This is a genomic window from Streptomyces sp. NPDC002868 (assembly GCF_055563295.1).
Window position 1 is genome coordinate 126,107 of the sequence record NZ_JBVHDR010000011.1, and the last position, 15,271, is coordinate 141,377.

General features: G+C 70.1%; 13 protein-coding genes. 7 read left to right on the top strand and 6 right to left on the bottom strand.

Features of this window, described 5'->3' with window-relative positions; genetic code table 11:
* Positions 1–48: 48 nt before the first annotated feature.
* Entirely contained in the window at positions 49–522 is a 474-nt protein-coding gene (locus ACZ3H8_RS29125; protein WP_467406940.1) for a GtrA family protein, read from the bottom strand.
* Positions 519–1,496: a glycosyltransferase family 2 protein gene (locus ACZ3H8_RS29130; RefSeq protein ID WP_467406943.1), complete on the bottom strand. Its 978-nt coding sequence runs from the start codon at positions 1,494–1,496 to the stop codon at positions 519–521. Before ACZ3H8_RS29130 ends, ACZ3H8_RS29125 begins: the two co-directional genes overlap by 4 nt.
* A 124-nt stretch (positions 1,497–1,620) precedes the next feature.
* On the opposite strand from ACZ3H8_RS29130, the gene ACZ3H8_RS29135 reads away from it, so the two are divergent.
* On the top strand, positions 1,621–4,035 hold the full coding sequence (locus ACZ3H8_RS29135) for a YfhO family protein (RefSeq protein WP_467406945.1): 2,415 nt from the start codon (positions 1,621–1,623) through the stop codon (positions 4,033–4,035).
* Between the two features lie 122 nt (positions 4,036–4,157).
* Complete coding sequence (locus tag ACZ3H8_RS29140) at positions 4,158–5,087, top strand: class I SAM-dependent methyltransferase (RefSeq protein WP_398986475.1); 930 nt, start codon at positions 4,158–4,160, stop codon at positions 5,085–5,087.
* Positions 5,088–5,141: 54 nt separating this feature from the next.
* On the opposite strand, the gene ACZ3H8_RS29145 is transcribed toward ACZ3H8_RS29140, so the two are convergent.
* From ACZ3H8_RS29145 to ACZ3H8_RS29155, 3 genes are all read right to left on the bottom strand, one after another.
* Positions 5,142–6,665 (bottom strand): protein kinase domain-containing protein, encoded by a 1,524-nt coding sequence (locus ACZ3H8_RS29145; RefSeq protein ID WP_467406949.1) that lies wholly within the window; start codon positions 6,663–6,665, stop codon positions 5,142–5,144.
* Positions 6,662–7,312 (bottom strand): hypothetical protein, encoded by a 651-nt coding sequence (locus ACZ3H8_RS29150; RefSeq protein WP_467406952.1) that lies wholly within the window; start codon positions 7,310–7,312, stop codon positions 6,662–6,664. Before ACZ3H8_RS29150 ends, ACZ3H8_RS29145 begins: the two co-directional genes overlap by 4 nt.
* A gap of 102 nt (positions 7,313–7,414) precedes the next feature.
* On the bottom strand, positions 7,415–9,484 hold the full coding sequence (locus ACZ3H8_RS29155) for an N-6 DNA methylase (RefSeq protein ID WP_467406953.1): 2,070 nt from the start codon (positions 9,482–9,484) through the stop codon (positions 7,415–7,417).
* Between the two features lie 214 nt (positions 9,485–9,698).
* On the opposite strand from ACZ3H8_RS29155, the gene ACZ3H8_RS29160 reads away from it, so the two are divergent.
* Both ACZ3H8_RS29160 and ACZ3H8_RS29165 read left to right on the top strand, forming a co-directional pair.
* Complete coding sequence (locus tag ACZ3H8_RS29160) at positions 9,699–10,520, top strand: DUF4352 domain-containing protein (protein WP_467406956.1); 822 nt, start codon at positions 9,699–9,701, stop codon at positions 10,518–10,520.
* Positions 10,521–10,571: 51 nt separating this feature from the next.
* Positions 10,572–11,396 carry a hypothetical protein gene (locus ACZ3H8_RS29165; protein WP_467406958.1) on the top strand — a complete coding sequence of 275 codons (825 nt, stop codon included), beginning with the start codon at positions 10,572–10,574 and terminating at the stop codon, positions 11,394–11,396.
* Between the two features lie 62 nt (positions 11,397–11,458).
* Here ACZ3H8_RS29165 and ACZ3H8_RS29170 read toward each other — a convergent pair whose 3' ends face one another.
* Complete coding sequence (locus tag ACZ3H8_RS29170) at positions 11,459–12,205, bottom strand: N-acetyltransferase (RefSeq protein WP_467406961.1); 747 nt, start codon at positions 12,203–12,205, stop codon at positions 11,459–11,461.
* A 26-nt stretch (positions 12,206–12,231) separates the two neighbouring features.
* Between ACZ3H8_RS29170 and ACZ3H8_RS29175 the strand changes: the two genes are divergently transcribed.
* From ACZ3H8_RS29175 to ACZ3H8_RS29185, 3 genes are all read left to right on the top strand, one after another.
* Positions 12,232–13,773 (top strand): tyrosine-type recombinase/integrase, encoded by a 1,542-nt coding sequence (locus ACZ3H8_RS29175; RefSeq protein WP_467406962.1) that lies wholly within the window; start codon positions 12,232–12,234, stop codon positions 13,771–13,773.
* A complete protein-coding gene (locus ACZ3H8_RS29180; protein ID WP_467406965.1) occupies positions 13,770–14,369 on the top strand; it encodes a DUF6262 family protein in 600 nt (199 codons plus the stop codon). Before ACZ3H8_RS29175 ends, ACZ3H8_RS29180 begins: the two co-directional genes overlap by 4 nt.
* A 154-nt stretch (positions 14,370–14,523) precedes the next feature.
* On the top strand, positions 14,524–15,234 hold the full coding sequence (locus ACZ3H8_RS29185) for an N-acyl homoserine lactonase family protein (protein ID WP_467406966.1): 711 nt from the start codon (positions 14,524–14,526) through the stop codon (positions 15,232–15,234).
* Positions 15,235–15,271 lie beyond the last annotated feature (37 nt).

Below are 15,271 nucleotides of genomic sequence, written 5' to 3' on the forward strand. Positions count from 1 at the left end.
GTGCGGCGTGATTGTGCGACGATGCACAAGACCCTGCGGTGATCGATGTTAGGCAGTCTCCCTGGCCTGGGCCACTGATTCGACCGACGATTCGCCGGAAGTTGCGACGCACACGTTCACATGGCGTTCAACCTGCGCCGCCGGGCGAGCCGGCTCCGGGCGCAGCATGATCGTCCGGGACACGACGAAGGTGATCGGGACGGCGGCACCCGCCGCGATCAGCGGGGCGTAGCGGCTGCCGAAGTGCAACACGTCCACCAGGAGATAGACGCCGCTCGTGGTGACGACGAAGTTCGCCGCGTTGGTGAGCGGGAAGAGGAGGAACTTCCGCCAGGTGGGACGGGTCCTGTATGTGAAGTACGAGGTCAGGAAGAAGGACCCGACCATGCTCAGCGCGAAGGCGACGACATGCGCCGCCACATAGGGCAGCCAGGTGAGCAGGGCCAGATACAGGCCGTAGTACGTCCCGGTGTTCACCACCCCCACCAGGGCGAACCTGACCAGCTGGACCCGGACCGTCATCGTCTTACGAGCTCCCCGTTGCGTTTGTGCCGCTCACCTTCCTGCTGGTGCGGAAGGCCGGCGTTGGTGGCCTTCACCAGGAAGTGCGGTCGCCGCTTCACCTCGTAGTAGATACGGCCGACGTACTCGCCGACCACCCCCAGCATCAGCATCTGCACGCCGGCGAGTGCCGTGACCGCCACCAGAAGGGTGACATACCCGGGGGTGTCCACGCCGTTCACCAGGGCGACACCGACAATCCAGGCGGAATACGCTATGGCGAGCGTGACAAGCAGCAGCCCGAGATAGACGGCGGCCCGCAGCGGCTTGTTGTTGAAGGAGAGCAGGCCGTCGAGGCCATAGTTGAGCAGTTTGCCGAAGCTCCACTTGGAGCGGCCCTGCTCACGCACCGCATTCTCGTACTCGAAGGTCGTGGTGCGGAAACCGACCCAGGCGAACAGGCCCTTGGAGAAGCGGTTGTATTCGGTGAGTTCGAGGATCGCGTCCACCGTGCGGCGCGACAGCAGCCGGAAGTCGCCCACGCCGTCGACGAGTTCGACGTCGACGAGCCGGTTGATCAGCCAGTAGTAGGCGCGGGCGGTGAGGGTGCGGGTGACCCGGTCGCCTTTGCGCGTGCGGCGGGCGATGACCTGGTCGAAGCCCTCCTCATGAAGCTGCAGCATGCGCCTGACCAGCTCCGGCGGGTGCTGGAGGTCGGCGTCCATGATGACCACGGCGTCGCCCTCGGCATGCTGGAGCCCGGCGAGCATCGCCGCCTCCTTGCCGAAGTTGCGGCTGAAGGAGACATAGCGGGTACGAGGGTCGGCCTCGGCGATCTCCTCGAGGAGAGGGAGCGTCCGGTCCTGGCTTCCATCGTCCACATAGACCAACTCGAATTCCTGCCCGAGCAGGGAGAGTTCTGCGGTCACATGTTCATGGAAGCGGCCGATGATCTCCTCTTCGTTGAAGCACGGAACAACTATCGAGATCAGCACGGAAGAACAACAACCCACCCGAATGTCCCATGCGGATTCCCTGCATGACGCTCAGGCGACCATTTCGTGAACTGGGCTTCCCACGACATGTTTTCACCATCCACGCTGGCATATTCGAGGAATCATGTCGACTCTGCAATCCGCGCGCGGCCGCGCCGCCGCCCTCGCCGCGCTGATCACCGTGGGAGCCGTGTGCGCCGGTGACGCCGTCGCCCGCAGCTTCCCCTTCGGACCGCACACCCGCAGCGTGAACGACCTCGGCAATCAGTTTGTGCCATTTCATGCGCACCTGTGGGATCTGCTGCACGGGCGGGCCGACGGCGGACTGCTGCTGAACTGGCAGTCCGGATACGGCACCAGCTTTCTGCCCGACCTCGGGACCTATCTGACCAGCCCGTACTCGCTACTGGTCGGACTCTTCCCACGGGACCGGATCGACCTCGCCGTCTATGTGATCACGCTGCTGAAGATGGCGACCGCGGCCGCGGCCATGACCTGGCTGCTGCTGTCACTGCGCAAGGACACGGGCGGGCGCTGGTGGATGGCGGCGGTGCTCGGCGGCTCGTACGCGCTGTGCGGCTGGTCGGTCGTCGAGGCCTCGTACAACCCGATGTGGATGGACGGCCTCGTCGCCTTCCCGCTGCTGTGCCTGGTCGGCGAGTGGGCACGCACGGCACGCCGGCCGGTTCTCGGCCCGATGGTCGTCGCGGTGGTGTGGATCGCCAACTTCTACACCGCGTACATGGCGACCATCGGGGCCGCGCTGGTGCTTCTCGTGCGGCTGCTGCTGGAGGAGACGGCGGTACGGGACCGGATGCGGGCACTGCTGCGGGCCGCCCGGGCCGTACTGCTCGGCATCGCGCTGGCCGCGCCCGTCCTGATCCCCGTCTTCCTCGGCTCCAAGCACGCCTATCCGGGGTGGACGAAGGAGTTCGCGCCGGCCGGCTGGGCCGATGTGTTCGCCCGCACGCTGCCGGCGACGTACAGCTTCTTCACGCCCGCGGTCTTCCTCGGCAGCGGCGCGCTGCTGCTGGCCTGCACGCTCGCGTTCAACAGCGCGGTGCCACGGAGCGAGCGGTGGGTGTGGACAGGTCTCGCGGCGGCGACCCTGGTGTCACTCCAGTGGGCGCCGACGCATCTGGTGTGGCATGTCTTCGCGACGCCCAACGGCAGCCCGTACCGGCAGACCTTCGTCTTCGCCGGGATTCTCGTGATCGCCGCCTGGATCTGCCTCTCGTACGACTGGCCGGGGCGGCGCGCCCTGGTCGGCGGCGGCGCCGTGGTGGCCGTGATCGCACTCACCGCCTCCACCAGCGACCTCGTCACCGCCTGGACCTTCCCGCTGTTCGCGGCCGGGATCGCGGCGGTGGCGGGCGGTCTGCTGCTCGCCAGGCGCGGCAAGTACGCCGTGGTCGCGGCGCTGCTGCTCAGCGGCGCTCTGATCGGGCAGGCAGCGGCGACCACCGCGTACGCCGACCGGCAGCGGCTCGGCAGGCTGGACGACTACCCGGCCTGGGGCGAGCCGCAGAGCGAGCGGGCGGCGGCCGTGGCGAAGGCCGACGGCTGGCCGCGCTACCGCACCGACCCGGGCCGCGACCAGATCACCGGCAACGATCCGATCCTGATGGGCGGCCAGGGCGGCGCGTACTACAGCAGCCACACGCCCGATGTGTACACCCGCACGCTGGCCGCGCTCGGCGCGGGCTGGACGTCCAACGGCCGCAGTGTGCAGTCCCTGGACAACCCGGTCACGGACGCGATCTTCGCCGTCGGCGCACGGGTACGCACCAAGCCGGGACAGCACCCGGAGATGACTCGGGCCGCCCGGACGCCGCCGCTGCTGACGGTGCGGCCCGCAGGTCCCGCGGGGCGCTACAACTGGAACCCGTTCCGCAACCAGGAGCTGCTGCTCGGCTCGCAGGTCTACGACTCTCCGGTGAACGGCTCCTGCCCGGTCGGCAGCGAGGTCTTCCTCTGGGCGCCGAACTACACCGGCAAGGCCCGCCTCGGCGACAACGAGCAGGTGACGCTGCGCGGCGGACAGCCCAAGCGGCGTGCCGTGCTCACCTCGCTCGGAACAGTGAACTCCCCCGGTGCGACGATCAGTTACAGCCGTGGCAACCCTCGTACAACCGTGGGCTGTCTGGACCGGGCGAAGCTCACCGCCGCGGTGGACCAGCTGAAGACGACAGGGCCGGTGTCTCTCAACGTCACCGACAGCGGCGTACGGGCCGAACTCCCGCCCGGCACCCAGAGGACGGCTGTCCTCGCCGCGCCCCGGATCGCGGGCTGGAGCTGCAACGGCAGGCCCGCGGACTCCTACCTCGGGCTCGTCGCCGTACCTCTGGAGGGCAAGGCGACGACGGTCGACTGCTCGTTCCGCCCACCGGGCCTGAAGGCGGGCGCGGCGATCGGGGCCGCGGGGCTGCTGGCACTTGGGGGCCTCGCTCTGCTGCCCCTGCTGCGGGCGCGCTGGACGGGCAGCACATCCAGCCCGTCCAGCGCCCCAGGACCGGGCAACGGGGGCGGAGCCCCCTAAGGGGGACGCGGCATTCCGTCGTAACGACGTCACAATTCCGCCGCCGCAAAGCCATCAGGACTTCATCTGCGCAGCATCCCGCCGTGGCCCGCGCGGCGGCGCTCCGGCGTACCTTCCCCGGCATGCCCTCTCTCCTTCGGAACCGGCTGGCGAAGTGGGTCTTGAGCCCAGCCGACACCATGATCGAACGGCGCATCGAGCAGCATGTGAAGCGTGCCACGCAGGCCTTGCAGACCGATCTCGACGCTCTCCACCGAAAAGTGGCCGCCCTGCAGAACCCGCAGTACGGACTCGGCCTGCTCGTCGACGGGACGGGTCGAAGCGGCCACCGGACGCCCACCGCCGCCCAGATCGACACCCTCGCGCGTCAGATCCAGGGCGTGGCGGACGGCAGTGAACACGCTCTCCGCAATGTGACCGTCGCCTATCGCACGGTGATCGCCCTGGAGTCACTCGGCGTGGGCAGGCTGGCCGGGTCCACCTCCAACGTGTGCGGAAAGCTCGCCACGGTGCCGCTGCTCTCCCCGCCGAACGGCAATGTCCTCGAAATCGGCACCCTGTACGGGATGTTCGCCGCGGGACTGCTGCGGATGCTGCACCGGTCCGGGCTCGAACCGCATCTGACGATCGTCGATCCGCTGGCGGGCGCGCAGCTTCAGCCCGGCGCCGCCCCGCAGGGCGCGGATCCCACCGGCACGCCGGTGCGCGAGGACGTCGTACGGGCCAACCTGGCACTCGGCGGCGTCGGTTCGGTGATCGACGCGCGAATCCAGCAGGGCTTCTCGGGTGATCCGGAGGTGCGGGCCGCCGTCTCCGACCGGGAGTACGGAGTGATCGTGGTGGACGGCGATCACTCCATGGACGGGGTGCGGGCCGATCTGGAATGGGTCGAGCAGATCGTGGCCCCGGGCGGGATCGTGGTCCTCGACGACTACGGCGACAAGGCCTGGCCCGGGGTGCAGGACGCCCTGGACAAGCACCTGGCGAGCGGGACTTCGCGGCTGAGCCTGCTGGGGCGGGTGTCCACCTCGGCGTATCTGCGCGCGAACTGATCGTCCGGCGAGAGTCCCGCGGGTACGTGCTCCCGTGGTTGCTTGCTCCCGCGGCTACTTGCTGTGGAACTGCTGCTGCCGGTTGAGCGCGCGTCGCAGCTCGACCGGCAGCTGGTGGTACGGCCCCAACGCCCGCTCGGCGTCGTACAGCAGGCCCTGCAGCTGGTGCCTCGCCGCCGTGTGGTCGCCCACCGCGAGCAGCAGATTCCCGATCCGGTGGCGGACGTCGAAGGCGCGGGCCGCGTCCGCGCCGCCCGACTGCTTGTTCTCGTAGTACGGCAGGACGGCGCGGTACTCGGCGAGCGCGGCGGCCGCCTCGCCCAGCTGCTCCAGGCACTGCGCCGCGTCGTAGCGGTACTGCAGCGTCTGCGGGTCGGCCGGGCCCGCCTCGGCGGCCCGGTCGTCGGCAAGCCGCCGCAGCTCGGGAAGCGCACGGCGGTACTGCCCGTCGTCCATCAGCGTCGTCGCGTACTGCTTGCGCAGGATCCGTACGACCGGCGAGTGCTCGCCGTGTTCGGCGGCGGCCGCCGGGAGGATCCCGCCGAGGATGTCCACGGCCTGGGTGATGCTGCCCTCGCCGAGGAGGCGCTTGACCTCGTCGACGGCGGCCGCGACATCGGGGCGTGGCGCCGGCGGAGTCGGGGGTGTCATGGGCGGCGGCGGGGCGGTGACGCGGTCCGGCCAGGGGGCGTGCGGGCGCAGGAAGGGCCGGGTCGGGTCGAGCGGTCCTGCGGGGGCGCCGCGGCTGGGCAGCAGCGGCGCGAGAGCCTCGTACACCTCCTGCGCGCCCGTCGGGCGGTGCTGCGGGTCCTTGGCGAGCAGCCGCAGGACCAGTGCTTCGAGCGGTTCGGGGATGTCGGGGCGCAGCTGGCGGACCGGGAGCGGCGGCTCGTAGAGATGGCGGTGCAGCACACCGAGCGCGGTGGAGCCCGCGAACGGGACGTTCCCGCTGAGGAGTTCGTGCAGCAGCACGCCGAGGGCGTAGAGATCGGTGTACGGGCCGACCGCGCCGCCCATCGCCTGCTCGGGGGCCATATAGGCGGGGCTGCCGATGGGCGATCCGGTGTGTGTGAGGCGGGTGGTGTCCACGTCGATGACGGACGCGACGCCGAGGTCGAGGACCGTGACCGTACCGTCGGGCTTCACCATGACGTTCCGCGGCTTGAGGTCGCGGTGGACGATCGGCACGGCGTGCACGGCGGCGAGCACCGCGCACAGCTGGGCGGCGACCGAGACGGCCCACGGCCAGGGGTACGGCTCCTGCTCGGCGAGATGGTCGGCGAGGTCCGCGCCCTCGACGTACTGCATGACGAGGAAGAGCTCCTCGCCGTCGCTGCCCGCGTCATGGACGGTGACCAGACCGGGGTGCGAGACCTGGGCGGTGACCCGGCACTCGCGAACGAAGCGGCGACGCATGTCGTCGGCGGCGGCGGCCGCGGCCATGTGGTCGGGGCGGAGCAGCTTGACGGCGACGCGGCGGTCGAGGCGGTTGTCGTACGCCGTCCAGACCTGGCCCATGCCGCCCTGGCCGATGACGGTGGAGAGCTCGTAACGGCTCGCGATGACGCGTCCGTTCACCGGCCCTGCTCCGGGCCCTGCTCCCGGCCTTGCTCCTTGCGGAGGTAGTCGCTGAGCTCGTCGAGCTCGGCGCGTACCTGGTCGATGCGGGGCTTGTCGGACGGGGAGTGCGGCTGGGGCTGGGACTGCGGCTGAGGCTGGGGCTGGGGCTGGGGCTGGGGCTGGGGCTGGGACTGCGGCTGGGGCTGGGACTGGTGCGGGACCGTCGGGTAGCCGTATCCGGCCACGGGCGGCTTCGGCGCCAGCGGCTGTGCCTGCGGCGGCAGGCCGTAGGGCACGGTGGGCCCGTAGTACGGCTGCGCGACCCGGGAAGAGAAGTGCTTGATGTCCGCGTACAGGAAGTAGGGCACGACGGCCAGGGCAACGGCGAGCATGATGCCGATCGACACATCCGACCGGGTCATGGTCAGGTTTTCGGTGGGGTCCGACAGCAACGTGCCGAAGCAGGCAATGAAGGAGACCAGCACCACCGCGAAGAGCACCCAGTCGAGCGCGCGCTTGGTGACGAGTGCGAGCCGCAGCATCGTGCCCCAGGCCAGCATCCCGCAGCTGAAGACGGGGAGTATCGCGAAGAGCACCCGCAGCACGATCACCGACGTCGGTATGTCGCGCGGAGGCTGCGGCGGCATATAGCCGGGGCCATGCATTGGTGCTCCTGAAGGCCTGGGGACGAGGCGGTTTGCGAGGACGAGCGTATACACCGACACGGACAACGGCTGCCGGGTTGTACGGAACCGTTGTCGAACCGGTCACGCCGTGAGACTGCCGTCCGCCAGACCGTCGTACAGACCCTGGACCAGCTGCTCCCCCAGCCGCCCCGCCAGTCGCAGCGCGTCCTCGAACGCGGCCAGTGCGCGGAAGCGTTCACCGTACCGCCGCTGGTCGGCCAACGGCAGCCGGGGCAGCTGCAGTCGGCGTACGTCCAGCCGGGTCGAGGTGGACGCATAGCTGCTGGCCTGCCGGGTGTTGGCGGTACCGCGCAGGAACCCGGCGAGGAACCATGGGTCGAGCGCCGCCGGATCGGGGCGCAGCAGCTGGAGGTTGCGGCCGAGCGCCGCGCCCGCCGTCGCCGCGTCGACGACGCGTACGACCGAACCGCCACCGAGCACCGGCACGACGACATCGCCTTCCGCGACGAGTACGGCCTCCTCGTCGGGTCCTTCGGGGAGCGTGCCCGAAGGCCCGGTGCCGGCGAGGACGTCCTGCTCGCTGAGTACGGGTACGGCAGCACCGGACGACGCGCCCGTGCCGCCGGCCCGGATCACCAGCGCGCCCGCGCGGGCCAGTTCGCCGACCGTGGTGGCGGGCCAGGGCGCGGGCCGGTCGTGGGCGGACGGCGCCGGGGTGAGTTCGCCGGTCAGCCGGAGGGTGTCCGCGAGCCGGTCCCGTACGCGCAGCAGCTCGGCCGCGCCGCCGCCCGCGGCCGGCGGCGGGAGGTGCCGGGCGGGGGCCAGGTCCACGTCGTCGTCGAGGAGTTCGATGACCGGGACCGCGCGGCTGACGCCCGGCCGCTCCTCGGCCGTGCCGTGCCGGTCGAAGGGCTGCCAGGCGTCGAGGACGGCACTCTGGACGGCCTGCCAGTCGAGCTTGTCGCGGCCGCCGCCGGCTCCGGCCAGCTCGGCGGTGTCCACGAGCAGCAGTTCGGACGCGGGCGGCTTGCCCGCCTCGGGCCTGCGCAGCACCCAGAGGTGGAGGGGGATGCCGTACGGGGGCGCGGCGCCGGCCGGCAGCGAGACGACGGCCCGAAGCGCGCCGCGGCGCAGCAGGCCCGCGCGGATACGGCGTCCCGAGCGGCGGGACGCGGCGGCCGGCGGCATCAGCAGGACGGCGGTGCCGCCGGGGCGCAGTCGGGCCAGCGCGTGCTGCACCCAGGCCAGTTCGGACTCGGTGCGGGCCGGGAAGCCGTACTCCCAGCGCGGGTCGTAGGCGAGTTCGTCGTGGCCCCAGTTGCGCTCGTTGAACGGCGGGTGGCAGAGCACGGCGTCGACGGAGGCCTCGGGGAAGGCGTCGGCGCGCAGGGTGTCGCCGCAGCGGGCGCGGACCGTGGCGTCGGAGTGCAGGGCGAGGCGCAGCGCGGTGAGCGCGGTGAGGTCGGGGTCGGCGTCCTGGGCGTACAGGGCGGAGGGGTTCTCGACGGCGCGCAGCAGGGTGCCTGCTCCGGCGGCCGGGTCGTGCACGGTGGCGGCGGGCCCGGCGACGGCAGCCATGAGGGCGGCGGGGCCGGGAGGCGTGAGGGTGTACTGGCGGAGGTTGGTGTCGAGGAAGCGCCCGAGCAGGAACTCGTAGGTCTCCCGGTGGCCCAGCTCGGCGGCGAGTTCGGCGACCGAGCGCAGCAGGGGCACGCTGTGAACCCCTCCGGCGATCGAGGGCACGCCCGAGGAGCGTTCGGAGGCCCCGAGCTCACGGAAGAGGTCACCTCGGTCCTCGCCGAAGCGCGCCGCCAGTACCGGCTCCATCGCGGTCGGCAGCAGTTCCGCCATGCGCTTGTCGGAGGCGGCCGTCAGCTCCTGCCACAGGCTCGGCCTGTCCCGTACGAGCAGCAGGGTGCAGCCTGCCTGGACCAGTGCGGTGGCGGCTGTCGCCGGGTGGTCGGCGAGTAGTTGCCAGACCCGTTCGCGCAGCGGGACTTCGGCGAGTTTCCCCTGGTCACGCAGCCACTGCTCGACCTCTGCAAGGGCGAACGACGGACTGGTCTCGGTGCCGCCCACGGGTTTGGGGAAGTCCGCGTGCCGTCGCCGCCAGTTGCTGACCGCGGCCCGTCCGACTCCTGCCAGCCGGGCGATCCCGGCGGCCGTCACCTCGCTTGCGTTCTCCGGCACCTGGCCGCCTCCCTCTCCCACGCCAGCCGGTCCTGCCCGTCTGCTGTGTCGCCGAGCATACCGGCGCACGAATGATGCATCCCTTCACAGTGTGAGTGAACCGGAATCTCGTGAATCGTGTTGACTCGGTTCACAGCCCCTGGTCTCATTAACCCGTCGCTACACGGGACTTTCGGCAAGTCCGCACCACACTCCACGTCCCCGGAGGACATCCATGTCCCATTCCATGCAGCAGCCGCAGTACGGCGCCCCGCAGTTCGGGCAGCAGGCACCGCCCCCGGTCCCGATGCGCAACGGCCTCGGCACGGCCGCGCTGGTGCTCGGCATCATCGGCACCGTCTCCGGTCTGATCCCGTTCTTCTTCTGGCTGGCCGGCATCCTCGGCCTGATCGCCCTGATCCTGGGCCTGTCGGGACGGGGCCGCGTCAAGCGCGGCGAGGCCGCCAACAAGGGTGCGACCACCACCGGCGCGGTCCTCGGACTGGTCGCGCTGATCCTCTCGGTCGTCGGCGCGGTACTCACCTTCAAGGCCGTGGACGAGGCGGTCGACGAGATCAACAAGGCGGCCACCGGCACCACCGCGTCGAAGGAGCCGGCCGCCGGCAAGAGCGACGGTGCGGCGAAGGGCGACGCCAAGGGGAAGGGTGCGGGCCTCGCGGCCGGTGACACCGCCGTCTACGACGACGACCTCAAGATCACGGTCTCCGCGCCCAAGGCGTACACCCCGAGCGAGTTCGCCGCCGGTCACACCGCGGGCAACAAGGCGTACGAGGTGACCGTGGTCGTCGAGAACGGCGGCAAGAAGAAGTTCGACACCACGCTGCTGACGACGGACGCCCGCGCCGGGAAGGACGGCGTCAACGCCGAGCAGATCTTCGACGAGAAGGTCGGCAGCGGCTTCAGCGGCACGATCCTGCCCGGCAAGAAGTCCACGGTACGGTTCGCCTTCGACGCCCCGGCCGCCGCCAAGGAGCTGACGGTCGAGGTCAGCCCGGGTCTGACGTACGACGCCTCGCAGTGGGAGCTGAAGCTCTGATCCGCCACACCCGTCCCTGACCCACCCCCCTTTCCACCCGGAGAACACGCCATGCATGCCATCGCTCCCGCCCGCCGCCGTCGCACCGCCTTCGCCGTACTCGCCGCCGTTGTCGCCCTCGGCGGCGCGGCCTGCGGACCGCTCGACCCGGAGCCCGCCTCCAAGGGGTCGAAGAGCTCCGCGAGTTCGAAGGGCGCCAAGGAGAACGCCAAGGACAAGAAGGCCACCGAGCCGTTCGCGGGCCTGTCCGGCCCCGAGATAGCCAACAGAGCGGCCAGAGCCACCAAGGCGGCCACCTCCCTGACCCTCGACATCACGATGAAGACGGCCGACGGACCCACCAAGGGCTTCATGGCCATCAGCACCAAGGGCGACTGCAAGGGCACGCTGTCCGTCGGCAGCGACGGCACGGTCGAGCTGATCAAGACGGGGAACACCGCGTACATGCGGTTCGACGAGGCCTTCCTCCGGGAGCAGAGCAAGGGCGAACCGGCCGCGGAGGCCGACGCCGTGATCAAGACGCTCAAGGGCCGCTGGATGCTGACGGACGTCTCCGACCCCGAGGCCAAGGACAGCCTCGAACTCTGCGACCTCGACAGCGTGCTGTCCGAACTCGAGGCGAACGACAACGCTGCCCGCCGGGCCGGGGAGACCACGGTCAACGGCCAGAAGGCGCTGAAGCTCACCGAGTCGGACGGCGAGGCGACCTACACGCTGTACGTCGCCACCGAGGGCGAGCCGTATCTGCTGAAGGTCGAGCAGGTGGGCGGCGAGGAGCCGGGCACGATGACCTTCTCCGCGTACAACAAGCCGGTCGCGGCGAAGAAGCCGGCGGCCAAGGACATCCTCGACCTGGACAAGCTCGGCGAGCAGTGACGTACAGCCGCGAGCAGTGAAGTACAACCGCTGGAGGCCGCCCGTGAGGCGGCCTCTTCGCGTCAAACCCGGTGCCGCACCCACACATTGGGCTCCACATACACCGCGTACCCGCGCTCCGCCTCGCAGTGCACCGGCACCAGCGCGCCCGGCACCTCCACCGGACCGGACTCCTCGAAGGGCAGCCCGGTCCACTCACGCCACTGCTTCAGCGACCCGGAGACCGTCATGGAGGCCGGCGCCACCGACTCGACGACCCCGCCGGCCCGGACATGAACCCGCAGCCAGGGGTCGTACGGCAGACCGTCGGCGGCCCGGGTGCGGTGCGCGTACTCCTCGATCAGGGCGTACGGTTCACCGCTCTTCGCGCTCGGCCGCACCGGCGCGACCAGCTCCTGGAAGCCGAGCCTGCGGACGTTCTCGCGCAGCGCGGCCAGCATCCGGCCGGAGATGCCCTGACCCTGCCGGTCCTCGGCGACGGTGATCTCGATCGCGCTCACCGTGTCCGGCGTACGCCCGTGCCGCAGATCGGAGAAGGCCCACAGCATCACCTGGTCCCAGCCGCCTTCGGGGAGCCCGCCGCGCCCCTCCGCCGCCATCAGGAACGGCACGCTGAACGCCCGGCCCACCACCCGGCCGTCCGGGTCGGTCGCGACCAGCACGTACTCCGGCAGTTCGGCGACGATCCGCCCGATGTTCGCCCAGCCCACCGGGTCGTTGATCACAAACTTCGGCCAGGTGTCGAGCATCTGCCACATGGGGCCCTGGAGTTCGGGCCGCTCGGCGAGCGTCGTGATGATCAGCTGCATGCGGGGCAGGCTAGCCGCCGCACTGCGTGAGCATCGACTGCGGTGACATCGACTTCCGGCCCGTGCGGCAGAGCTGGCTGCGGGAACTGGTCAAGGAGTACGGCCGTACAGCTCGTCCGAACGTCCAGGATCTGAGGCAGACCGTGTATGCAGCGACGATCGCCTCCGGCGCCCTGGCGAGCCGCCCGTACGGCGAGGAACCGCAGCGGCTGGCGATGGCGGATATGAACGCCGTGGTGGACCTGTTCCGCATCACGAAGCGCCCTGAGGACGGCCACGACTACTCCACCAGCCACCGCCGGGCGCTCCTCCGCCACTGGCGCACGTTCCTGGAATACGCGCGACAGGCCGGGATGATGGACCACCTGCCCGGCGGCTTCGCGCTCAACCCCCGCTTCCACACCATAGCCGCGGTGGAGGTGTCCGAGGACGACATCGGCCGAGCTCTCCCTGAACACGTTATTGCCCAACTCGACGCGAACATCGACTTGCTGGGCACCTCGACGGCGTACGAGAGCGGTGGCTGGACAGCCACCGACTTCGCGCGGATGTATCAGGTGGCCTACTTGATCCTCCGGGACACCGGCCGCCGCCCCGGTGAGGTCACGAGCCTGCGCCGCGACTGCCTGGAGTGGGTCGACGGCAAGCCGACGCTGATCTACGACAACCACAAGCGGCGGCGGCACGGACGTCGGCTGCCGATCTCGGAGAGGACCGCCAAGACGATCGAGACATGGCAGAAGGAACTCGACCGGCTACCCACCGTGCCGGCCTGCGCGCAGTGGCTGTTTCCCTCCCCGGGGCAGCGCAACCGCCCTCGTCGCGGCAATCTGACCTCCTCGCAGTTCTGCAGCAGGGTCTTCCGCGACTGGGTGGACGAGCTGATTCCGGACCTCGTGGACGAGCGCCTGGACGACGACGGCGAGCCGCTCGCGTACGACCGCACCCAGATCGTCCCGTACGGCTTCCGCCACGCGTACGCCCAGCGCCATGCGGACGCCGGGACCCGCCCCGATGTGCTGCGCGAACTCATGGACCACCGTTCGCTGGACGTCACCATGGGCTACTACAGAATCTCCCTCGGCCGGAAACAGGAGGCGGTCAGGACGGTCGCGGCGCTCGCCGTCGACCGGCACGGCGACTCGCGTGCCTTCGGCGATCCCCTGGCCTACGAGGTGGAGAGCGTCGGAGTTCCGTACGGCGGCTGCACCGAGCCGAGCAACGTCAAAGCCGGTGGCGGGCACTGCCGCATCCGCTTCCAGTGCGCCGGCTGCGACTTCTATCGGCCGGACCCCTCCTATCTCCCCGCCCTGGAACAACAGATCGCGGACCTACGGGCCGACAAGGAGGCCGCCCTGGCCATGGACGCCGCTGAGTGGGTCGTGCGCAACCTCGACGACCAGATCCACGCCTACTCGAAGTCGGCCGTCGAGATGCGACGCAAGCTCGACGCCATGCCCACCGAGGAACGGGCCGCCGTCGAATCGGCCTCACGCGAGCTTCGCAAGGCCCGCTCGGCCGCAAGCTTCCTCCCCGTAGAGGCGCTGACGACACGGAGCCCCGAATGAAGCGGACACCGACTTCCGACACACAAAGCCGGGACGCCCGAGTGGAACGGCTGCGCGCCAGCCGTGTCCAGGACAGCGAGGCCAAGACCGCGCGCACACTCGCCGTCGTACGTGACCTGCTCAGCGCAGGCCAACGCATCAACATCGCTCAAGTCGCCCGAGACGCATCGGTATCCACCTGGTTCATCTACAACCAGCCTCAGGTACGGGACGCCGTTCAGGGCGCCATGACCACCCAACGCGAGCAGGGCCTCTCCTGCCCTGCCCCACGTGGTGGGCAACAGCTGTCGCCTGCCGGACTGCAGACGGAACTTGCCCTGGCACGGGACGAGATCAAGGACCTCAAGAAGGAGCGGGGCCGGCTCCGTGAACGCGTACAGCTCTCGCTGGGGGCGGAGCTGGAGGAAACGAACCGCAGCCATCTGATCGACAGAGTTCAGGAGCTGGAGCGACAGAATGCTGCGCTGAGCCGCGAACTGGCAGAGGCCCGGGATCGCCAAACCGTGCTGGAGCAACGCCTGCACACGTCGGAGGACGAACTCGCCGCTGCCCGCACAGGTCTCCGCAGGGCGATGCAGGCAGTTCCGAACCACTGACGCCGAGTGGTCGTCGGAGGCCCGTCTCCGACAACCACTACGCCTCCGGTGCGTCGGCCCGTCCAGGGGCGCCGACGACCGCCCGCGGGCCGACCCGAGTCCGCTGTCGGGGAAAGCCCCGGCAAGGGACGCTGCCGCCTGCCAGCATGACCCGATGAGCAAGCAGACGGCTTTACGCCGACTCGACCTGGGCTACTTCGTCCGGCCGGCATCGGAAACCGGTGGCTCGCAGCCGCGAGTCGAACCCGTCCTCGCCTATCTCGTGCAGCGTGACGAGGGACTGCTCCTCTTCGACACCGGCGTCGGCGCTGCCGACCCGGAAACCGAAGCCCACTACCGCCCTCACCGCAGGCCACTCGAGGCAGCCCTCGCGGCCGCAGGAGTCACCCTCACGGACATCTCCCTGGTGGTGAACTGCCATCTCCACTTCGACCACTGCGGCGGGAATCCCTTGCTGGGCGGCAAGCCCGTCCTCGTGCAGTCCGTGGAGCTGGCCACTGCCTGCCGAGGCGGCTACACCATCGACGAACTCGTCGACTTCCCCGGCGCCACCTACGAGGAGATCACCGGAGAAGCCGAGGTCTGGCCAGGAGTCCGGATCGTCCCGACCCCCGGGCATACCGCCGGGCACCAGTCGCTCGTCATCCGGGAGAACGACGGCACCGTGGTCCTCGCCGGCCAGGCACACGACTTCGCATCCCACTTCGCCTCGGACCACCTGGCCCGCCAGGCCGCCCTCCAGGGCCTCGAACCGCCGCTTCCCACTTATCAGTCATGGCTGGAGCGGCTCACCGAGTTCGACCCCCGCCGCGTGCTCTTCGCGCACGACTGCTCAGTCTGGGAACCACCCCGGCACAGCGGTTGATGCCAGCCATCTCGGCGCCTGGTCAACCAGGACCGCA

Bases quoted from the DNA above. Each gene is read 5' to 3' on its own strand.
- ACZ3H8_RS29125 (WP_467406940.1), bottom strand. From the start codon at position 522: ATGACGGTCCGGGTCCAGCTGGTCAGGTTCGCCCTGGTGGGGGTGGTG.
- ACZ3H8_RS29135 (WP_467406945.1), top strand. From the start codon at position 1,621: ATGTCGACTCTGCAATCCGCGCGCGGCCGCGCCGCCGCCCTCGCCGCG.
- ACZ3H8_RS29140 (WP_398986475.1), top strand. From the start codon at position 4,158: ATGCCCTCTCTCCTTCGGAACCGGCTGGCGAAGTGGGTCTTGAGCCCA.
- ACZ3H8_RS29150 (WP_467406952.1), bottom strand. From the start codon at position 7,312: ATGCATGGCCCCGGCTATATGCCGCCGCAGCCTCCGCGCGACATACCG.
- ACZ3H8_RS29160 (WP_467406956.1), top strand. From the start codon at position 9,699: ATGTCCCATTCCATGCAGCAGCCGCAGTACGGCGCCCCGCAGTTCGGG.
- ACZ3H8_RS29165 (WP_467406958.1), top strand. From the start codon at position 10,572: ATGCATGCCATCGCTCCCGCCCGCCGCCGTCGCACCGCCTTCGCCGTA.
- ACZ3H8_RS29170 (WP_467406961.1), bottom strand. From the start codon at position 12,205: ATGCAGCTGATCATCACGACGCTCGCCGAGCGGCCCGAACTCCAGGGC.
- ACZ3H8_RS29180 (WP_467406965.1), top strand. From the start codon at position 13,770: ATGAAGCGGACACCGACTTCCGACACACAAAGCCGGGACGCCCGAGTG.
- ACZ3H8_RS29185 (WP_467406966.1), top strand. From the start codon at position 14,524: ATGAGCAAGCAGACGGCTTTACGCCGACTCGACCTGGGCTACTTCGTC.